The following is a 20,970-nucleotide window of genomic DNA, read 5'->3' on the forward strand; positions in this document are numbered from 1 at the left end:
TTGCCTCGTTCACCTTGAATTCATCAAAACTTAGCGATTAAATTGCCTTTACGGATGTTATCCAAAGCAACTATCAGTTCGTTACCGTCTACTGACAAAGTGAGCATTTGCCCCTCGACGCCAATAACCGTACCTTTCAAATTACGACCGCCTGCGACAGGCATCGTTAGTTGTACTTTTACAGTCTCACCGGTATAGAGTTCATACTGCTGTGCAGTAAATAGTGGTCTATCCACACCTGGTGAAGAAACTTCGAGTGTGTACTCTGTTGAGATTGGGTCTTCAACATCCATTACAGCACTAACTTGACGACTGGTCTCTGCACAGTCCTCAATAAAAATGCCTTTTTCGTTGTCTATATATAGACGCAAGATAGAGTGCTTACCTGCTTGAATATATTCCAAACCCCAAAGCTCGTGGCCTAATGCTTCAACTGGCGCTTTGAGCAGCTCTACCAGTTTGCTTTCTAATGTAGCCAAGGTTACCCCCTGAAAAACAAAAAAGGGCCTAATAGCCCATTAAAAAGTCACTAAACATGACAATTGTGTAAGTCCCAGATAACAAAAAACCCCGTAATGACGAGGTTGATAAATCCAGAACCTGTACAGTATAGGATCTAAATCCTGTACTGGGAAGCTGGTTGCGGGGGCCGGATTTGAACCGACGACCTTCGGGTTATGAGCCCGACGAGCTACCATACTGCTCCACCCCGCGACAACTTGTGCAAGTATATTGAGAATCATCTCTACTTGCAATAACAAAGCGTCTAACTCGACGACTTTATTATCTTTGATTTGGCCATTAAACAAAATCAAAGATTTGGTGCGGATGGGGGGACTTGAACCCCCACGAGCTTGCGCTCACCAGCCCCTCAAGCTGGCGTGTCTACCAATTCCACCACATCCGCATAATTTCTACGTCGATTGTTTTCATTAATGACTACGTTGAGAGGTTAATAGTCATTTAAACAATCTCTACTAATCGATTTGATTAATAGTATCCATAAGTTGCTATGGATTAGTCAGGGATTTTATCTTCTGACTTTTCAGCTTCTTGCTGAACTTGCTCAACAGCTTGTGCTGCATCGCTACCTAAATCGTTCCAAGCGTCTTCAGCTTTCGTATGGTTTGCACTTAAGTTACCGATGGTTAAACTTAAGGCAAAAAATGCAATTGCTAAAACTGCTGTTGAACGAGTCAAGAAGTTACCAGAACCTGATGAACCGAAAAGAGTATTCGATGCTCCAGCGCCAAAAGAGGCACCCATATCTGCACCCTTGCCTTGCTGGATCAAAATAAGTCCTACTAGACCTATAGCAACCAACAAGTATATAACCATTAGAACTTCATACATATTTATGCGCTCATCGCTATCGTACATAGACTGAGAAATTCAGTAGCATTGAGGCTAACACCGCCAATCAAGCCACCGTCTACATCAGGCTGCGCAAATAAATCCGCAGCATTACTCGGTGTTACGCTACCACCGTACAAAATCCTGATATTTTCTCCGATAAATGGAGAAACTTCAGAGAGGCGTTTGCGAATAAACGCATGAACTTCTTGTGCCTGCTCTGGCGTAGCGCTCTTACCTGTTCCTACAGCCCAAAGCGGCTCATAGGCGATAATCGCGTTGTCAAAAGCCATGGTGCCATTTTTTTCAATGACGATATCTAACTCTTCCGCAATAACTTCAAAAGTACGTCTTGCTTCACGAGCTGGACCTGATTCACCAACACAGAGTATCGGGGTCAAACCATGTTTTTGAGCTGCAGCAAATTTCTCTGCTACGATGTCACTCGTCTCTCCGTACATACGGCGACGTTCTGAATGTCCGATAATAACATATCGACATCCTGAATCTTTTAACATCTGCCCAGATATTTCGCCAGTATATGCACCGAAGTCATGTTGACTGACATTCTGCGAACCCATTCTGACAAGACAACCGTTTAAGGCTTCTTTATTTTCATCTAGCAGCTGTCGAACACTTTCTAAATAAATAGAAGGCGGACACAGAACCACTTCAGCTGAATCATTTTGGAGCTTGGTAGCGAATTTCTTGAATAGCTCTTGCGCTAGTTGCGCACTGCCATTCATTTTCCAATTACCAGCAACCATCGGACGTCTAAGTGCCATCACGGTCTCCTCTGAAAGCGGCGTGAATAATAGCGAACCACTTGTTAAGTTACAATAGCTAAAGGCGTAATTTTTAATAAACTCGGTTAGAACGCATATTTTTTACCCGACCAAGGAGTTATATCGACAATACAACTCCTTTAAACAGCCAGATCAAGGTTTATGCAATCAAGCTCTGTCTAATATTTATACCAGATGACGAACCGCATCTGCGATGTCATTAGCAAACTTGGTTACATCATTTCTATCATCACCTTCAACCATCACTCTTAGTAAGGGTTCGGTGCCTGATTTGCGCAGCAAAACTCGACCTCTAGCGCCAAGTTTCTGTTCTACTTCTGTTTGAGCCGCTAACACCTCAGCTGACGTTAGTGGATCATTGCTGCCTTCAAAGCGCACATTGACCAACACTTGCGGCAACATAGTAATACCTGCGGTTAAGTCCTCTAAATTAGCATTTTGACGGCGCATTGCAGCTAGAACCAAGATCCCAGCCACAATACCATCACCGGTTGTGCCATGATCTAGATTTAAAATATGGCCGGAATTTTCCCCACCGATTCTCCAGTCATGCTCTTTTAGCAACTCCATCACATAGCGATCGCCGACTTTTGAGCGAACAAACGGGATATCTAGTGCTTGCAGCGCAAGTTCTAAGCCCAAATTGGACATTAGTGTACCGACTACTCCGCCTTGCAATACGCCACGCTTTTGCGCATCACATGCCAAAATATAGAGAATTTCATCGCCATCAATTACCCGCCCATGACGGTTAACCATCATGATGCGATCACCGTCACCATCAAGCGCTATACCTAGGTCAGCATTCTCTTCCAGCACAGTTTCACAAATTTTTGCCATCGAAGTTGCACCAACTTTATCGTTGATATTCAATCCATTTGGTTTATCACCAATGGCGATAACTTCAGCGCCAAGCTCTTTAAATACACTTGGAGCGATGTGGTAGGTTGCACCATGAGCACAATCAACAACTATCTTTAGTCCACTTAATGTTTGTTCTGCAGGAAAATGGCTTTTGCAGTATTCAATATAACGACCCGCTGCATCATCTATTCGAACCACCTTGCCTAACAGATGAGATTCTACGCAGGTTAATGGTTTCTCCAATTCGGCTTCGATTTCAAGCTCAACTGCATCGTCAAGTTTACTGCCATCGGTATAGAAAAACTTAATACCATTATCATAATAGGGATTGTGTGAGGCACTGATCACTATGCCCGCTTCAGCGCGAAATGTACGGGTCAAATAAGCGACTGCGGGGGTTGGCATGGGCCCAATTAGCATCACATCAAGACCAGCAGCTGACAGTCCAGCCTCTAGTGCCGATTCGAATAGGTAACCAGAGATACGGGTATCTTTTCCTATAATGACTTTATGGGTGCCCGTTCGAGATAACACGCGCCCCGCTGCCCAGCCCAACTTCAGGGCTAATTCAGGTGTCATTTTACCTGCACCGACTTTACCGCGAATACCGTCAGTACCAAAAAATTGTCTTTGTTTCACGAAAACTCCAAACTTAATCGCTGTGGGTAGAAAAGAATGCACAGATCCTACCGAGTATTACTTTATTTAAGCTGAACGCCTACTTAGCTTAAATCCATGTGATTTTTAGTTGCGCTTAACACTGCCATCATATCGGCTGTTTCTTGCACATCATGCACTCGCACAATGTTTGCGCCCGCCTGCAATGCCAACATATTACCTGCCAGAGAAGCACTTAGTCTTTGTGACACTTCACGATTAAGTAATTGGCCAAACATGCTTTTTCGAGACAAACCAGCCAGAAGCGGAAGCTCAAACGAACTAAATTCAGCTAAACGCTGTAGTAACTGGTAATTATGCGCTAATGACTTACCAAAACCAAATCCTGGATCAAGCACAATGTTATCGCGCTTAATACCAACCCCAACACACGCAGCAATACGCTCCTCAAAAAAAGAGCTTATATCTTTAACAATGTCATCATAAACTGGCGCTTGTTGCATGGTTCGTGGTTGCCCTTGCATATGCATAAGGCAAACAGGAACACCAAGCTCACCTGCAGCCGCTAATGCACCAGGCTCTTGCAACGCCCTAACATCATTAATAAGGTGCGCACCCGCAGCTACAGCAGCCCTCATAACCACAGGCTTGCTAGTATCGATAGAGATCCATACATCATGAGCTTTAGTGACATACTCTATCAGCGGAATTACTCGAGCGAGCTCATCTGCTTCTGAGACATCCTTAGCGCCTGGCCGAGTAGACTCACCGCCGATATCGATAAAAGTAGCCCCCTGGGCGACCATATTATCAGCTTGGCGGCAAGCGGCTTCAAACGAAGAAAACTCTCCACCGTCAGAAAATGAATCAGGTGTGACATTAAGGATCCCCATAATTGCGGGGGTGGATAAATCTAACGATTTATTACCACAGGTTAATCTCGACAAAATAGAGCTCCATAAACAAGAAAACCCCATAAAGGGGTCTTCTTAAATTTTCTAAAGATTACTTAACTGGTGATTCATCAACATCACTTACATCAGTTTTATTATCTTCAGTGTCCTTAACGTCGTCTTTCTTTTCAGAAGATGCATCATTATTGTCATTATCGTTAGCCTGCTTATCTTTTTCCCATTCAGCAGGTAAACGAACTTCGCGACGCTCCATTAAGTCATCAATTTGATTCGAATCGATGGTTTCATATTTCATTAGCGCGTCTTTCATCGCATGAAGGATGTCCATATTATCTGTAAGATACTGTTGCGCTCTGTCGTAGTTAGACGATATCAGCAACTTAACTTCAGCATCAATAATACGCGCAGTCTCATCCGACATATGTTGTGACTTACCCATGCTGCGCCCTAAGAATACTTCATTCTCATCTTCAGCATAAAGTACTGGACCTAACTTTTCAGAGAAGCCCCACTGAGTCACCATGTTACGTGCTATCGATGTCGCATATTTAATATCCTGCGAAGCACCGGTAGAAACTTTTTCGCTACCGTAGATAATCTCTTCCGCTAAACGGCCACCGTAGGCAACTGAAATCTGACTTTCAAGTTTCTGTCTGCTTTGACTAATTGCATCAGCTTCTGGCAAGAAGAAAGTCACACCCAAAGCTCGACCGCGCGGAATAATCGTCACCTTATGCACCGGATCATGCTCAGGCACTAAGCAACCCACTATCGCATGGCCAGCCTCATGGTAAGCGGTCATCTCTTTCTCAGCTTCAGACATCACCATAGTACGACGCTCTGCGCCCATCATGATCTTGTCTTTGGCACTTTCAAACTCTTCCATACCTACAACACGGCGACTGTTACGAGCAGCAAACAATGCGGCTTCGTTAACAAGGTTCGCTAGATCGGCACCAGAAAAACCAGGTGTACCACGGGCGATAACACTCGCCTTGACACCGTCAGCCAATGGTACTTTACGCATATGGACTTTAAGAATTTGCTCGCGACCACGCACATCCGGCAGACCCACAACCACTTGACGGTCAAAACGACCCGGTCGTAATAACGCCGCATCTAACACGTCCGGACGGTTAGTCGCTGCGATAACGATTACGCCTTCGTTACCCTCAAAGCCATCCATTTCAACCAGCATCTGGTTCAAGGTTTGTTCACGTTCATCATGACCACCACCAACACCCGCGCCACGTTGGCGACCAACAGCATCGATTTCATCAATGAAGATGATACATGGCGATGACTTCTTAGCTTGTTCAAACATGTCACGAACTCGCGACGCACCAACACCAACAAACATTTCAACGAAATCAGAACCTGAAATAGTAAAGAACGGCACTTTAGCTTCACCAGCAATGGCTTTAGCAATAAGTGTTTTACCGGTACCAGGTGGACCAACTAACAGCACACCAGTAGGAATTCGGCCACCTAACTTTTGGAAACGTGTTGGCTCTTTTAAGTAATCAACCAACTCTTTAACGTCTTCTTTCGCTTCATCACAACCTGCAACGTCAGCAAAAGTCGTTTTAATTTGGTCTTCGCTCATCAATTTGGCTTTACTCTTACCAAATGACATCGCGCCTTTACCACCACCGCCTTGCATCTGACGCATGAAGAAAATCCATACACCAATAAGCAGTAACATTGGGAACCAGGAGATAAAGATTTGGGTTAGGAAACCCGACTCCTCAGCTTCTTGCCCCTTCATCATGATACCTTTACGGTTCAGATCATTGATCAAGTCAAGGTCTGGCATTGGCATGATGGTGACAAACTTCTCACCGGTGCGCATTGTTCCTTCGATGGTACGTTGATCACTTTTCACTTCGACAGTGCTAACCTGCCCAGCTTTAACGTCATCTAAAAAGGTAGAATAGTCCATCTTCTGCTTATTAGAAGAAGAGGGGGAATAGCCCTGAAACACTGACATCAAAACAACAGCGATGACAACCCAGAGAATTAAATTTTTAGCCATGTCACTCAAATTACTCGACCTCTTTTAAAGTCTTTCGAAAACTAATGTTAGAGTACTTACGATAGATTACTATAACTTGTACCCCGTCGCCACAAGATAGACTTCTCGCGATCGTGCTCGCGATGAATCCGGCTTACGTGTTTTAACGGTTTTAAATGCTTCTTTAACTATTTTCATGTATTCGTCAAAGCCCTCCCCCTGAAAGACTTTAACAGCAAAACAGCCATTAGGAGCCAAAACTTGATGGCACATGTCTAATGCGAGTTCGACTAAATACATAGCACGGGGTTGATCAACTCCGCCTGTACCACTCATGTTGGGCGCCATATCAGATAACACGACATCCACTTTAGCGTCGCCGACTCGAGTCAGTAGCGCTTCAAGTACTTTCTCTTCGCGGAAATCACCCTGCAGGAAATCGACTCCTACAATTGGATCCATAGATAAAATATCACAGGCGATGACTTTACCTTTGTCACCCGCGAGCTTAACAGCCACTTGTGACCATCCTCCCGGTGCCGCACCTAAATCGACCACTGTCATACCTGGTCGTATAAGTTTATCTTTCTCTTGGATCTCCTCTATCTTAAAGGCCGCTCGCGACCTAAAACCGCGCTTTTGCGCCAGCTTGACATAGTGATCATCGAAATGTTCTTGCATCCAGCGTGAAGAACTGGCTGTTCTTTTTTTACCTGACATTTAAAATCCGCAACAATTGAGAGTTACACAAAGCATATATAAGGGTAGAATAGCGGCTTTTCAACAGTAACTCAGCATAAAGTTGGTATAAATGAACTTAACAACCAAACAAAAACAGCACTTAAAGGGCTTAGCGCATAATTTGAAGCCTGTAGTGATGCTTGGTGGCAACGGTCTGACTGAAGGTGTACTGGCTGAAATTGATAGTGCACTCTCTCATCATGAATTGATCAAAGTGAAATTAGCCTCTGGTGACAGAGAGCTTAAAAATGCAATTGTCGACGCCATTGTACGTGAAACCCAAGCTGATAAAATACAGCTTATCGGTCACGTCTTAGTACTGTTCCGTCAGTCTGAAGAAATGAAAATTGCTGTGCCTAAGGCAAAGTAATTAGCAACGGCCTCTTCAATCCATAAAAGAAGCCTTAGCAAGATAGATAAAAAGAGCCGCTGATTACTCAGCGGCTCTTTTTTTGCCATTTTATGGCGTCTGGCTAATCGGTTCCACTTTATAATGCTCCCCACTAACCTTCAGGAGTTCCGGTAAGCAAGTGCCCACCGAGATAGAAGATATAGTGCCAATTACAATGCCTAAAAACATAGCGATGGAAAAGCCTTCCAATGGTGCGCCCCCCATACTCCATAATGCAGCAACTGTAATTAAGGTAGTGCCACTCGTGACCATTGTGCGCGATAACGTTGCTTTTACAGCACTACTGCAAATTTGCTCGATCGCCATTTTGGGCTTTGCTATCAATATTTCTCTAATCCTGTCAGCTATGACTATCGAGTCGTTTAACGAGTAACCTAGGATGGCTAATACTGCCGCTAAAATAGTTAAATTAAATTCCATTTGAGTGAGTGAGAAAAATGCCAAAACAAATACCACATCATGGAACAAGGCTAATAGTGCACCACTAGCGAGCCGCCATTCGAATCGAAAACTTAAATAGGCAAGGATACAAAGCATTGCAACCAATAGGGCTACGCCACCTTGCTCCGCAAGCTCCTGACCGATTTGCGAACCAACAATACTTGAATTAAGCACTTCAACATTATTGCTTAACGGTGCAAATATACTGGCCATATCGGTACTTGATTCAGCATCAACCTTACTATACCTAAGCACCCAGCGTCCTGCCTCTCCGGCAGAGATAACGCTCACCTCTTGAGCTGAATGCTCAGCCAACAGCTGGCTTATCTGAGAGGCCTTAATCCTACTATCAAGCTTTACCTCGGTTACGACCCCACCCGTAAAATCCAAGCCCCAGTTAAAACCGTTACTCACTATAATGGCGATAGAGGAGATCATGATTATTAAAGACAGCAAACTTGATAGGTAACGGGCTTTAGTTAACTTACTCATATTGATTAATTTCATCTTATACCTTCACATCGCGGTTAAAATCGCGGCCATAAAGCCAATTCACTAGTGCTCTAGAAGCAAAAATACCGGTAAACATGCTGGTTAATAAGCCTAGCCCTAAGGTCAAGGCAAAACCTTGAATGGGGCCATTGCCAATGGAATACAGCACGACAGCCGTAATCATGGTGGTAAAGTTAGCATCTAAAATGGTTGAAAATGCGCTATCAAACCCCTTATCAATTGCATGAGCAAAGCTGCTGCCCTCCTTTAATTTGTCTTTAATTCTTTCAAATATAAGCACATTGGTATCGACCGCCATACCAACTGTTAAGACCAATCCAGCGATTCCCGGTAGGGTCAACACCGCCCCAGGAATGAGTGCTAGCAACCCAAATAGCACGACCATATTGGAGATCAATGCCACATTCGCTATCCAGCCTAAACGGCGGTACCAAAGCCCCATAAACAGCAAAGTGATGGCCATGCCTAGTGCAAGTGCGGAGAATCCGTTAGTGATATTTTCCTCGCCTAAACTCGGGCCTATCGTACGCTCCTCCACTATAGTCACCGGTGCAGTCATAGATCCCGCCCTAAGCAATAATGCCAGCTGCTGCGCACTGGCATAGTCGCCAGCACCTGTAATGCTAAAACGGTCCCCCAATTGAGACTGAATTGTTGCCACACTAATCACTTCAGTGGTTTGGCTAATTTTGCCTTTATCGTCTCGGCTATATTCACTGTACGATGTCGCCATCGGCTTACCGATATTCGCACGAGAAAAATCAGACATCATTTTGCCGCCTTCACGATCAAGGTGGATCACCACTTCAGGCAGCCCCATCTCACCTGATTGAGCTCTAGCATCTACAATGTGTTCACCGCCTAACACTGCCCGCCTGGCTACAGATACAGACCCGCCTTGGTCATCTTTTAAAGTTTTGGAATTAATCGAATCTGGTTGCATGACCTGATAAAAAGCTAAACTCGCAGTCGCACCAATCACAGATTTAGCCGCTGCTGGGTCTTGAATACCTGGCAGTTCGATGCGAATGCGCTGCTCTCCTTGACGCTGGACTAGCGCCTCGGTGATCCCCAACTGCTCAATTCGGCTGCGCATAATCTGCAGATTTTGCTTAACGGTCAGATCTCGAATATTAATCTTCTCACTATCAGACAGTTTAATATTAAGTGAATTGCCTCCAGAGTTGGTCGTTTGCCAATGAGGATATTGCTTATTAATAAACTGACGCAGCGCTTGCCTGTGACTAACTTTTGATGTTGAGATCAGCACGCTGTCACCAACCAACTGTTGAACTGTAACGCCATAGAACGACTCTTCTCGTACGAACTGTCTAATCGATTCAACAAAGGTGTTGTAGTGCAGTTGATAAACAGGCTCAATTTCGACATCCAGTAAAAACTGCACTCCCCCTCTAAGGTCTAAGCCTAGTTTTATCGGTGAAAAACCTAAAGACAACAGCCAGTTTGGAGCTGAAGGCGCTAACGTTAATGTTAGCTCCGATGGGTTCTCTACTTGCTCCGCAAGTAGAGATTTAACTTGAGCTTGTTGCGAATTATCCTCTAACACAACCAAGGTTTGACCTTTAGACTGGTCAATGCGCTTAACACCTATGCCTTTGGAGACTAATTGTTGATGTAATACTAAAGCGTCTGTCTTTAGGCCCGCTTCCCTGCTCACTTGAATTGCAGCATCTTCACCATAAAAAGTCGGCAATGCGCTGAATAACATAATGGTGATAGTGACCACTAACAACACATATTTCCATGCACTGTAATGGTTTAAAATTGTCGCTTTATTCTGTTTTCTCATACTGTATTGCTCTTTATATTCACTAAAAACGCGAAAAAAGTTCTGCTCCACATCAATCAACCAATCTACTTTTCAAGCAGACTCTAATTGAGTAGTGCAGCAGTAATAACTATCAAAGACTGGGCTTTATGGTTAACGAATCGAGTTTAATCACACCTCAACAGTAAAGCGCCACAACAGATCCAAGGGCACTCGATTCAAAACACAACCTGTAATGAATACACAAGCACACTTCCTAATGTATAAAGCTTAAGCTTCATACACTGCTATAAAATGTTGTTGATAGTTAAGCCTGAAACGGCTATCGGGATTTAGCTAATGGAGCGAGTATGGGATAAACGATATAAAAGATTGGATTCTTTCCATGCGGAAAGCCTAAAAGATGATCCACCAACATGTAGTTGCCAATCTACCGCTGGTGCAAAGTCCATGCGATAACCAACGGTTAAAGAGGGAACTGGTGGTGAGACAAATTCAAATGCGAGTCGGTAATCTGGTCGACTTTGCAGCCGCTCATGTTGCGCAAAGCTCATAAAGCGCTGAGAGACGAGTGGCGCATACTCTGAACTATGGCCCTCTGTTTGCTTTAGATGCCGACCTTGTAAATTATCTTCTATTTTTAAGGGCGTTTTTGCTGAAGGCTCCAACAGAGTTAGAATCAAGGGAGCTTCAATGTCCAAATCTTGAACAGATAGGCTCTGCACATTGACCTGTTCATCTGCTGTAGTGAGTGCAGGTTGTTGGGTATGGGTATGGTTTTGGTTTTGTTCAGATGCACTTGCAGACATAGGTGTGAGAAATAATCCCCCCATGAACAACAAAATAAATCCAAACCGCCAAAATAACTGCACTAATTGCTGCCTACGCCAAGTATATCTATTGAGGCTTATATACTAAGCGTAGAACTCAGCTTATACAAACTTTTAATGGCATCGGTACAAAGTGCCCATAAACGCCCATAAAAAAACCGCTAAAAAGCGGTCTTATTTACTATCTAATAAATTAACTTAGATATATTCGACTTTAACAATCTCAAAATCGTTGGTGCCGCCGGGTGTGGTAATAGAGATCTCATCATCTACGCTTTTGCCCACTAAACCACGAGCGATAGGCGAGCTCACTGACAATAAATTCTCTTTCACATTAGCTTCATCTTCACCCACAATGCGATAAGTGACCTCTTCATCGGTATCGATGTTTAAGATAGTCACAGTGGTACCGAAAATAACGCGTCCAGTATTAGGCATTACCGTTACATCAATAATCTGTGCATGAGACAATTTGCCTTCGATATCGCGAACGCGGGCTTCACATAGCCCCTGCTCTTCTCGAGCAGCATGATATTCAGCGTTTTCTTTTAAATCACCAAGCTCACGAGCTTCACCGATTGCCTGTGCAATTTTCGGACGACGATCAAATTTCAAAATTTCTAACTCTTGGCGCAATCTATCTGCACCGACGACAGTCATTGGAACCTTACTCATAAGCTTCTTTCGTCTCCTTTAAAACAAAAGCAGGCCTCGCTGACGGGTTAATTTGTCAACGTGGCTATAATCTGTGGAATTGCGCTATTGTAAACGCTGAGGGCAAATGTTGCACCCTAGGAATCTATAGAGCTTACTCAACCTTGAGGGGAGTTGCTAGCAAAGTCAGATAAATTTTTATTAACCGAGATTCCCTTCACTAAATTTACTTGATGGCCTCAACCAGCAGTGCGTAAGTTTGCCATTTATCCTTGCCCTATTCTTCGGTTGATTTTCGACTCTTTAGTTTTAGCGTAACCGTGTAAATATTTCATAAAAAAGGCCGCAATAATGCGGCCTTTTCAGCGTCACTAAATATTACTTAGCAATACGTTTATGCAGCTCTTGCACTGAAGACACGTTGGTACGGTCATCGGCAGCATGGGCCATACACGTTGCAAATGCAGCATTCAATGTCGTGGTGTAGTTCACTTTATAACGCAGTGCACCGCGGCGAAGCTGACGCGAATCTTCAATCGCCTTACGACCTTCAGTTGTATTAACAATGTAGGTGTATTCGCCATTCTTAATACGGTCAAGAATATGCGGACGACCTTCGTGTACCTTGTTTACTAGGCGTGGGTTAATACCCGCTTCACCTAAGATAACCGCAGTACCGTGAGTCGCATCGATCTCATAACCCAGTTCAATCAACTTAGCGGCTAAATCAGCAACGCGCGCTTTATCACTGTTACGAACAGACAGTAATGCACGGCCAGACTTAGGCACTTCAGACGTCGCACCAAGCTGTGCTTTAGCATAAGCCTCGGCAAACGTGTCACCAACACCCATCACTTCACCTGTTGAGCGCATTTCAGGACCGAGTAATGGATCTACACCTGGGAATTTGTTAAACGGCAACACCACTTCTTTCACAGAGAAAAACGGCGGAATGACTTCCTCAGTAAAGTTCTGTGACTTAAGGCTTTGACCCGCCATAACACGTGCGGCAATCTTAGCTAACGGGATGCCAGTCGCTTTCGATACGAAAGGAACAGTACGTGCAGCACGCGGATTAACTTCGATCATGTAGATCTCATTATCCTTAACCGCAAACTGTACGTTCATCAATCCGATAACACCTAATTCCATCGCCAACTTGCCCACTTGCTCACGCATGCGGTCTTGAATATCTTGGCTTAAGCTGTATGGCGGCAATGAGCAACCAGAGTCACCAGAGTGAACCCCCGCTTGTTCGATATGCTCCATGATGGAACCGATAACAACCGTCTCACCATCACAAACAGCATCGATATCAACTTCAATCGCGTTATCAAGGAATCTATCGAGCAATACAGGTGATGCATTTGACACACTCACCGCTTCATTGAAATAACGACGCAGATCTTGCTCGTCATAAACAATCTCCATTGCGCGGCCACCCAATACATAAGATGGACGAACAACGAGCGGATAACCGATACGCTCTCCAGAAATAACAGCACCTTCAACGGTAGTCACTGTGTCATTTTCTGGCTGCTTCATGTTCAAACGCTCAATCGCTTGCTGGAAACGCTCACGGTCTTCTGCACGGTCGATTGCATCAGGGCTTGTACCAATAATGGGTACGCCTGCAGCTTCTAAATCACGCGCCAATTTGAGCGGTGTTTGTCCACCGTACTGCACGATAACGCCTTTTGGCTTTTCGATACGGACGATTTCAAGCACATCTTCAAAGGTAATCGACTCAAAATATAGACGGTCTGAAGTGTCATAATCGGTCGATACCGTTTCAGGGTTACAGTTAACCATGATGGTCTCGTACCCGTCTTCACGTAGCGCTAGCGCTGCGTGGACACAACAGTAATCAAACTCAATACCTTGACCAATTCTGTTTGGTCCGCCACCCAACACCATGATTTTGTCACGATTTGATGGGTTAGCTTCGCACTCTTCTTCATAAGTTGAGTACATATATGCAGTATCAGTCGCGAACTCAGCCGCGCAAGTATCAACACGCTTGTATACAGGGTGAATTTCAAAACGAGTACGCAGTTTACGCACCTCAGACTCGCTCACTCCAGCTAGCGCTGCTAAACGAGAATCGGCAAAACCTTTACGCTTAAGCTTACGCAATGCGTCTGCATTTAACCCTGCAAGACCTGCTTCAGCCACCTGAGCTTCAGACTTAAGTAAGTCTTCAAGTTGTACTAGGAACCATGGGTCGATATTGGTTAACGCAAAAATATCATCAACTGATAAACCGCTGCGGAATGCATCGGCGATATACCAAATACGCTCAGCACCCGGCTCTTTTAGCTCATGGCGAATGCGCGACATAGCATCAGGTTCAGTGATGTCGATTTCAGGGCAAAGACCATTTTTACCGACTTCAAGACCACGTAGAGCTTTTTGCAGTGACTCTTGGAAAGTACGGCCAATTGCCATCACTTCACCAACAGACTTCATTTGAGTGGTTAGACGGTCGTTAGCACCAGCAAACTTTTCAAAGTTAAAACGAGGTATTTTAGTGACAACGTAATCGATGGCTGGCTCAAATGACGCAGGAGTCGCTCCACCAGTAATGTCGTTACTCAGCTCATCGAGTGTAAAACCAACTGCCAGCTTGGCTGCAATCTTAGCGATTGGGAAACCTGTCGCCTTTGATGCCAATGCAGATGAACGCGATACACGTGGGTTCATCTCGATGATAACCATGCGGCCATCTTCGGGGTTGATACCAAACTGTACGTTAGATCCACCAGTTTCAACACCAATCTCACGCAAAACAGCCAGTGATGCATTACGCATCAATTGGTACTCTTTATCCGTAAGTGTTTGGGCTGGAGCGACTGTGATTGAATCCCCCGTATGCACACCCATTGGGTCGAAGTTTTCAATGGCACAGACAATGATACAGTTATCATTACGGTCACGTACCACTTCCATTTCGTACTCTTTCCAACCAATCAAAGATTCGTCGATAAGGAGTTCACTGGTTGGCGATAACTCAAGACCTTGAGAACAGATATCCTCAAACTCTTCTTTGTTATAAGCGATACCACCGCCACTGCCGCCCATGGTAAATGATGGACGAATAATACATGGATAGCCGACTTCAGCTTGTACGGCGCGAGCTTCATCCATGTTATGCGCAATACCTGCACGAGGACATTCTAGCCCAATCGCCTTCATCGCTTTGTCAAAACGGCTACGGTCTTCCGCTTTATCGATAGCATCAGCAGTTGCGCCAATCATATCGACGTTAAACTCTTTTAGTACGCCACGGCTTTCAAGCTCAAGTGCACAGTTAAGTGCAGTTTGGCCACCCATTGTTGGTAAGATCGCATCAGGGCGCTCTTTAGCAATAATGTTGCGTACAACTTCCCAGTGAATTGGCTCGATATAAGTTGCATCGGCCATCTCTGGATCTGTCATGATTGTTGCAGGGTTAGAGTTAACAAGAATAACTCGATAACCCTCTTCGCGTAGGGCTTTACAGGCTTGAGCGCCTGAGTAGTCAAACTCACAGGCTTGACCAATAACAATTGGTCCAGCACCTAGGATAAGAATACTCTTTATATCGGTACGTTTTGGCATTGCTTAAATCTTCTCCCGGATGAGGTTACTACTTGGCGTTCTGGCGATACAGTTCAATCAAATCAATGAAGTGATTAAACAAAGGCGCAGCATCATGTGGTCCAGGGCTTGCCTCAGGGTGACCCTGAAAACTAAACGCTGGCTTATCAGTGAGATGAATACCTTGCAAAGAGCCATCAAACAATGACTTGTGAGTCACTTTGATATTGGCCGGCAGTGTTGATTCATCTGCAGCAAAACCGTGGTTTTGGCTGGTGATCATCACATTGCCTTGCTCGATATTGCTCACTGGATGGTTTGCACCATGATGGCCAAATTTCATTTTTAAGGTTTTAGCGCCTGAGGCTAATGCTAATAACTGGTGACCTAAACAGATGCCAAAGACAGGAATATCAGTCTTCAAAATCTCTTGAATCGCAGCAATCGCATAATCACAAGGCTCTGGGTCACCAGGACCATTTGATAGGAAAATCCCATCTGGGTTCATCGCCAACACTTCCGATGCAGGTGTTTGTGCTGGTACCACTGTGACATCACAGCCACGGTCAACGAGCATGCGCAATATATTACGCTTAACACCATAATCATAAGCAACGACTTTATACTTAAGCTCAGCTTCAGTCTTATCTGACGGCAGGCCACCAACTAGACGCCAGCTACCGCTGCGCCATTGATATGCTTCTGTGGTAGTTACTTCTTTGGCTAAGTCCATGCCTTTTAAACCAGGGAACGCTTTAGCTGCTGCTAGCGCTTTGGCTTCATCCAAGTCACCCACAAGAATACATCCTGCTTGGGCGCCTTTTTCTCGTAAAATACGAGTCAATTTACGGGTATCAATATCCGCAATACCAACCACATTGTTGGCCTCTAAGTATTCACTTAAAGATTGCTGATTGCGGAAGTTACTTGCGATAAGCGGCAAGTCTCGAATAATCAGGCCACAAGCATGAACAGAAGACGATTCAGTGTCTTCATCATTTGTGCCAGTATTACCAATATGTGGGTAAGTTAAAGTTACGATTTGACGTGAGTACGATGGATCAGTCAAAATTTCTTGGTAACCAGTCATTGAAGTGTTAAATACCACTTCACCAACAGACATCCCTTCAGCACCAATTGCAGTGCCAGAAAAAACGGTTCCATCTTCAAGTACGAGTAAGGCAGACTTTGTCAACGCGACCTCCGGAAAGAGCCAAGCCATTGAAATACAATGTTTTTTGTGTTTTTTTAAAATACCAACTTTCGCTAAAATACGAAATTTTGACAAATTCCGCCGATTTTATATGGAAAATTGCTATCCGTCTATAGCGGAACTGTGCTTTTATCAAAAATTACTGTTCGCGCAAAAAAAAACCGCTAATCGCGGTTTTTAGTATTTATTGTTTTAGGCCAAGGACTTGCTGCATATCATACAGACCAGAACCTTGAGCGCTGAGCCAGGAGGCGGCACGCATAGCACCATTAGCAAAAGTCATTCGACTCGATGCTTTATGAGTAATTTCGAGTCGTTCACCAATATCGGCAAACAGTGCAGTATGTTCACCAACAATATCGCCTGCACGTATGGTAGAAAAGCCAATGGTTTCTCTATCGCGCTCGCCAGTGATCCCTTCTCTGCCATATACGGCACATTTTTCAAGATCGCGACCTAAAGTTTCGGCGATAACTTCGCCCATTTTTAGCGCTGTGCCTGAAGGTGCGTCCTTCTTGTATCTGTGGTGACCTTCGATAATCTCGATATCGCTGTATTGACCCATTACTTCTGCAGCAACTTCAAGTAGCTTCCACAATAAGTTAACACCGACGGCCATATTAGGTGCCATCACAATCGGCACTTGTGTAGAGTATGCTGAAATAAGCTCTTTTTGAGCTTGATTGAAACCTGTGGTGCCAATAACAATAGCTTTACCATGTTTAGCACACCACTCAGTATGGGTGACACTAGCCTCAGGCGATGTAAAGTCGATGAGTACATCAAAATCATCAACGGCCTTGTCTAGTGAATCGGTAATCGCAACATTCATTGCGCCCACACCTGCAAGTTCTCCAGCGTCAACACCCATCAACGTCGAACCCGCACGCTCAATCGCAGCGCCCAACAAAATAAGATCATTTTGTTTAGCCGCTTCAATAAGAGTTCGTCCCATACGACCACTGCCGCCGGTAATAGCCACTCTTACTTTTTCAGTCATCTCAGTCACTCCCTGCAAATGTCAAAAAAAAGCCTAAGGATTAACTTAGGCTTATTGTCTAACTTAGATAATCTCTAACAATTCAACTTCAAATACCAAGGTTGAATACGGTGGGATTGAAGCACCTGCTCCACGTTCACCGTATGCTAGGTGATGCGGTACGAACAGTTTCAACTTAGTACCAGTAGGCATGAGTTGTAATGCTTCAGTCCAACCAGCGATAACGCCAGAAACTGGGAATTCAGCAGGCTCGCCACGAACAACTGAGCTATCAAATACATCACCAGAGATGAAAGTACCATGATAGTGAACACGTACTGTAGAGTCATAACCAGGCTTCTCGCCGTTGCCTTCAGCAATAACTTCATACTGTAGTCCAGATTCAGTAGTCATCACGCCTTCACGAGCAGCGTTATCAGCTAGGTATTTATCACCCTCTTCTGATGCAGCAGCGGCAGCAGCTTCTTGAACTTTCTGGATACGTTGGCTGATTTCAGTAAATGCAATTTGCATATCTTCCATAGCAACAACACTTTCTTTACCTTCAAAAGCGTCAGATAGACCCAATTGAACAGCAGAAATATCGATACCTTCAAATGAGTTAGCAGCTAGCTGCTCACCAAGTTGACGACCAACACCGTAACTTGCTTGCTCTTCAATTGTACTGAACTTATCAGACATAATGATTGTACTCTCAATGATTTCAATGAATTTTCGCGCGCAACTTTAGCATATTTTCTGTGATATAGCCCTAAAAAGCGTAGCTATTTTGGCCTGCGGCAACTATTTTTCACGCTAATACGATTAGCTTCATAAAGCGGTTGAGCTTTATCCTGCATTAGTTGTAATTGGCTAATACGCTGGCCATGGGATGGATGGGTTGAAAGTAGTTCGGGCCCCTGTTCACCTCCCACTTTGGCCATATTACGCCACAGTTCGACACTTTGGGCGGGATCGAACCCTGCTTTCGCCATCAACTCAATCCCCATAATGTCAGCTTCACTCTCCTGCTCTCGACCATAAGGCAGGGTATAGCCCACTTGTACACCCAACCCTAATGCCGCCATGTATACCTCTTGATTTGACATTCCGCCTACGCCTAAAGCAAGATCCGCTAATTGCATTCCCGCCCCAGTCATCTGTGCGCGCGATACTTGTTCATTACTGTGGTTGGCCAGCACATGCGCCACTTCATGGCCAATCACCGTCGCCAATTGGTGTTCATTGACTGCTACATTGAGCAAACCGGTGTAAACCCCGATATGACCTCCAGGCAGTGCAAAGGCATTCACTTGTTTTGAGTCGAATACGATCACCTCCCAGGGTTGGCTTTGATCCGGTAACGCACGTGTAATGCGATTCGCCACACAATCTACATATTGGTTTAGAGTCTCGTGATTACTGATTTTCTCTCTCTTTTTAAGCTCAGCAAAGGACGAATCTCCTAGTTGTGACATCTCTTGAGCAGAGAACAGTAGTGTTTGACTGCGGCCTGTCGGCGACTGATGAGTCGCACAGCCTGAGGTGATTAAAACAGCAAGAAGTAATAGCGGAAATATTTTCATCGATGGGTAATCCTTTGTAATACTAGACCTAGGTTCTAGGTTCTAGGTTCTAGGTTCTAGGTTCTAGGTTCTAGGTTCTAGGTTCTAGGTTCTAGGTTCTAGGTTCTAGGTTCTAGGTTCTAGGTTCTAGATTCTAGATTCTAGATTCTAGATTCTAAAAAGATTCTATCAAACTTTCACTAATTTTTGACTCTAGATTATTACCACAATTAACCATCCTTGGATTATGGCATAAGTGTTCCAGACACAAATATCACAATTAACCACCCTTGGATTGTGGCATAAATGTTCCAGACACAAATATCACAATTAACCATCCTTGGATTGTGGCATAAATGTTCCAGACACAAATACCACAATTAAGTTATGCCGATTGCTACTAATTAAAGAGCAACTTTTGTTCTTCCATAAAAAAACCTCGCAATGCGAGGTTTTATAAATTTAATTTCAGCGATAGCGCTTTGAAATCAAATTAGCTATTCAAATCCTGAAAGAACTTTTTAACACCGTCAAAAAAACCATCAGCTTTAGGGCTATGTTTTTTTGATTGACCAGTGAGAGTCGCTTCAAACTCAACTAATAGTTCTTTTTGGCGCTCGTTAAGGTTGACTGGAGTCTCCATCACAACCTTACACAGTAGATCGCCTACTGCATGGCTACGAACAGACTTCACACCTTTACCGCGCATGCGGAACATACGACCAGTTTGGGTTTCCGTTGGGATCTTAAGGTTGACCTTGCCATCAAGTGTTGGCACTTCAATCTCGCCGCCTAACGCCGCCTTGCTAAAGGAGATTGGCACTTCACAATAAAGGTTATTGCCATCTCTTTGGAAGATTGCATGCTCACGTACACTGACCTGAACATATAGATCACCAGGAGGTGCACCATACTCGCCCGCTTCGCCTTCGCCAGATAGACGAATACGATCGCCATTATCAACACCCGCTGGGATCTTAACTGACAGAGTTTTGCTCTTCTCAACACGCCCTTCGCCATGACACTTATTACAAGGGTCTTTAATGATCTTACCGCGACCATGACAAGTAGGACAAGCCTGCTGAACAGCGAAGAAGCCTTGGCGCATCTGTACTTGGCCTTGGCCATGACAGGTACCACAAGTGGTCGGCTTTGAGCCTTTCTTAGCACCGCTACCATCACAAGGTTCACACGCAACCAGTGTAGGAATGCGCAGCTCTTTGCTTAAACCTTTAACTGCTTCTTCTAAAGACAGTTCAAGGTTGTAACGCAGATCGCTACCTCGGGCAGCTTGACGCTGTCCGCCACCGCGACGTCCGCCACCGAAGATATCACCAAATACATCGCCAAACACGTCGCCAAAATCTGCTCCGCCGTGTCCGCCGCCACCACGATTAGGATCAACGCCAGCATGACCAAACTGATCATAGGCCGCTTTCTTATCGCTGTCGGTTAGGATTTCATAAGCTTCTTTAACTTCTTTAAAGCTTGCTTCTGCTTCCTTATCACCTGGGTTACGGTCAGGGTGAAACTTCATTGCTAAACGCTTATAAGCTTTTTTAACTTCGCGTTCGCTGGCGTCGCGTCCAACGCCTAATACTTCGTAAAAATCTCGCTTTGACATAATCTCATGCTTTCTTTGCTGGAGTTGCACGAACGGGCGTTAGAGTTTCCTCATAACGCCC

General features: G+C 44.6%; 18 protein-coding genes and 2 tRNA genes. 1 reads left to right on the top strand and 19 read right to left on the bottom strand.

Going from position 1 to position 20,970, the window contains the following annotated elements; all coding sequences use genetic code 11:
• Positions 1–23: 23 nt before the first annotated feature.
• The 9 genes from rimP to rlmE form a co-directional block, all read right to left on the bottom strand.
• Complete coding sequence (rimP, locus tag JK628_RS16715) at positions 24–479, bottom strand: ribosome maturation factor RimP (protein WP_202286047.1); 456 nt, start codon at positions 477–479, stop codon at positions 24–26.
• A gap of 158 nt (positions 480–637) precedes the next feature.
• Positions 638–714 (bottom strand) — tRNA-Met (locus JK628_RS16720).
• Positions 715–820: 106 nt separating this feature from the next.
• Positions 821–907: transfer RNA gene (locus JK628_RS16725), tRNA-Leu, on the bottom strand.
• A gap of 110 nt (positions 908–1,017) precedes the next feature.
• Entirely contained in the window at positions 1,018–1,353 is a 336-nt protein-coding gene (gene secG / locus JK628_RS16730) for a preprotein translocase subunit SecG (RefSeq protein WP_202286049.1), read from the bottom strand.
• A gap of 2 nt (positions 1,354–1,355) precedes the next feature.
• Positions 1,356–2,138: a triose-phosphate isomerase gene (tpiA, locus tag JK628_RS16735; RefSeq protein WP_101089995.1), complete on the bottom strand. Its 783-nt coding sequence runs from the start codon at positions 2,136–2,138 to the stop codon at positions 1,356–1,358.
• Positions 2,139–2,324: 186 nt separating this feature from the next.
• Positions 2,325–3,662 carry a phosphoglucosamine mutase gene (gene glmM / locus JK628_RS16740; protein WP_202286051.1) on the bottom strand — a complete coding sequence of 446 codons (1,338 nt, stop codon included), beginning with the start codon at positions 3,660–3,662 and terminating at the stop codon, positions 2,325–2,327.
• Between the two features lie 83 nt (positions 3,663–3,745).
• Positions 3,746–4,588, bottom strand: a complete 843-nt coding sequence (gene folP, locus JK628_RS16745; protein ID WP_443019970.1) for a dihydropteroate synthase — start codon at positions 4,586–4,588, stop codon at positions 3,746–3,748.
• Between the two features lie 58 nt (positions 4,589–4,646).
• Positions 4,647–6,590 carry an ATP-dependent zinc metalloprotease FtsH gene (gene ftsH, locus JK628_RS16750; RefSeq protein ID WP_202286055.1) on the bottom strand — a complete coding sequence of 648 codons (1,944 nt, stop codon included), beginning with the start codon at positions 6,588–6,590 and terminating at the stop codon, positions 4,647–4,649.
• A 69-nt stretch (positions 6,591–6,659) separates the two neighbouring features.
• A complete protein-coding gene (gene rlmE, locus JK628_RS16755; protein ID WP_202286057.1) occupies positions 6,660–7,289 on the bottom strand; it encodes a 23S rRNA (uridine(2552)-2'-O)-methyltransferase RlmE in 630 nt (209 codons plus the stop codon).
• A gap of 91 nt (positions 7,290–7,380) precedes the next feature.
• On the opposite strand from rlmE, the gene yhbY reads away from it, so the two are divergent.
• Entirely contained in the window at positions 7,381–7,680 is a 300-nt protein-coding gene (gene yhbY, locus JK628_RS16760; RefSeq protein ID WP_202286059.1) for a ribosome assembly RNA-binding protein YhbY, read from the top strand.
• Between the two features lie 90 nt (positions 7,681–7,770).
• Here the strand turns inward: yhbY and secF are convergent, their stop codons facing one another.
• The 10 genes from secF to dnaJ form a co-directional block, all read right to left on the bottom strand.
• A complete protein-coding gene (gene secF, locus JK628_RS16765) occupies positions 7,771–8,670 on the bottom strand; it encodes a protein translocase subunit SecF (protein ID WP_202286061.1) in 900 nt (299 codons plus the stop codon).
• 1 nt (position 8,671) lies between these two features.
• The gene (secD, locus tag JK628_RS16770) at positions 8,672–10,486 is read right to left on the bottom strand and encodes a protein translocase subunit SecD (RefSeq protein ID WP_202286063.1); all 1,815 of its coding nucleotides are present in this window, start codon (positions 10,484–10,486) and stop codon (positions 8,672–8,674) included.
• 311 nt (positions 10,487–10,797) lie between these two features.
• Positions 10,798–11,337, bottom strand: coding sequence for a hypothetical protein (locus JK628_RS16775; RefSeq protein ID WP_202286065.1), 540 nt, complete (start codon positions 11,335–11,337; stop codon positions 10,798–10,800).
• 156 nt (positions 11,338–11,493) lie between these two features.
• The gene (greA, locus tag JK628_RS16780) at positions 11,494–11,970 is read right to left on the bottom strand and encodes a transcription elongation factor GreA (protein WP_202286067.1); all 477 of its coding nucleotides are present in this window, start codon (positions 11,968–11,970) and stop codon (positions 11,494–11,496) included.
• Between the two features lie 357 nt (positions 11,971–12,327).
• A complete protein-coding gene (carB, locus tag JK628_RS16785) occupies positions 12,328–15,549 on the bottom strand; it encodes a carbamoyl-phosphate synthase large subunit (RefSeq protein ID WP_202286069.1) in 3,222 nt (1,073 codons plus the stop codon).
• Between the two features lie 28 nt (positions 15,550–15,577).
• Positions 15,578–16,750 (bottom strand): glutamine-hydrolyzing carbamoyl-phosphate synthase small subunit, encoded by a 1,173-nt coding sequence (gene carA / locus JK628_RS16790; protein ID WP_202286071.1) that lies wholly within the window; start codon positions 16,748–16,750, stop codon positions 15,578–15,580.
• Between the two features lie 175 nt (positions 16,751–16,925).
• Complete coding sequence (dapB, locus tag JK628_RS16795; RefSeq protein WP_202286073.1) at positions 16,926–17,741, bottom strand: 4-hydroxy-tetrahydrodipicolinate reductase; 816 nt, start codon at positions 17,739–17,741, stop codon at positions 16,926–16,928.
• 63 nt (positions 17,742–17,804) lie between these two features.
• The gene (locus JK628_RS16800) at positions 17,805–18,422 is read right to left on the bottom strand and encodes an FKBP-type peptidyl-prolyl cis-trans isomerase (protein ID WP_202286075.1); all 618 of its coding nucleotides are present in this window, start codon (positions 18,420–18,422) and stop codon (positions 17,805–17,807) included.
• 83 nt (positions 18,423–18,505) lie between these two features.
• Entirely contained in the window at positions 18,506–19,306 is an 801-nt protein-coding gene (locus JK628_RS16805) for a M48 family metallopeptidase (RefSeq protein WP_202286077.1), read from the bottom strand.
• A gap of 472 nt (positions 19,307–19,778) precedes the next feature.
• Positions 19,779–20,909, bottom strand: a complete 1,131-nt coding sequence (dnaJ, locus tag JK628_RS16810) for a molecular chaperone DnaJ (protein ID WP_202286079.1) — start codon at positions 20,907–20,909, stop codon at positions 19,779–19,781.
• Positions 20,910–20,970: the final 61 nt, after the last annotated feature.

This window comes from Shewanella sp. KX20019 (assembly GCF_016757755.1).
Lineage (GTDB): Bacteria > Pseudomonadota > Gammaproteobacteria > Enterobacterales > Shewanellaceae > Shewanella.

Coding starts and splice junctions, on each gene's coding strand:
- yhbY (WP_202286059.1), top strand. CDS start 7,381: ATGAACTTAACAACCAAACAAAAACAGCACTTAAAGGGCTTAGCGCAT.
- greA (WP_202286067.1), bottom strand. CDS start 11,970: ATGAGTAAGGTTCCAATGACTGTCGTCGGTGCAGATAGATTGCGCCAA.
- tpiA (WP_101089995.1), bottom strand. CDS start 2,138: ATGGCACTTAGACGTCCGATGGTTGCTGGTAATTGGAAAATGAATGGC.
- ftsH (WP_202286055.1), bottom strand. CDS start 6,590: ATGGCTAAAAATTTAATTCTCTGGGTTGTCATCGCTGTTGTTTTGATG.
- JK628_RS16805 (WP_202286077.1), bottom strand. CDS start 19,306: ATGAAAATATTTCCGCTATTACTTCTTGCTGTTTTAATCACCTCAGGC.
- secD (WP_202286063.1), bottom strand. CDS start 10,486: ATGAGAAAACAGAATAAAGCGACAATTTTAAACCATTACAGTGCATGG.
- carB (WP_202286069.1), bottom strand. CDS start 15,549: ATGCCAAAACGTACCGATATAAAGAGTATTCTTATCCTAGGTGCTGGA.
- secF (WP_202286061.1), bottom strand. CDS start 8,670: ATGAAATTAATCAATATGAGTAAGTTAACTAAAGCCCGTTACCTATCA.
- JK628_RS16800 (WP_202286075.1), bottom strand. CDS start 18,422: ATGTCTGATAAGTTCAGTACAATTGAAGAGCAAGCAAGTTACGGTGTT.
- carA (WP_202286071.1), bottom strand. CDS start 16,750: ATGGCTTGGCTCTTTCCGGAGGTCGCGTTGACAAAGTCTGCCTTACTC.
- rlmE (WP_202286057.1), bottom strand. CDS start 7,289: ATGTCAGGTAAAAAAAGAACAGCCAGTTCTTCACGCTGGATGCAAGAA.
- dnaJ (WP_202286079.1), bottom strand. CDS start 20,909: ATGTCAAAGCGAGATTTTTACGAAGTATTAGGCGTTGGACGCGACGCC.
- secG (WP_202286049.1), bottom strand. CDS start 1,353: ATGTATGAAGTTCTAATGGTTATATACTTGTTGGTTGCTATAGGTCTA.
- dapB (WP_202286073.1), bottom strand. CDS start 17,741: ATGACTGAAAAAGTAAGAGTGGCTATTACCGGCGGCAGTGGTCGTATG.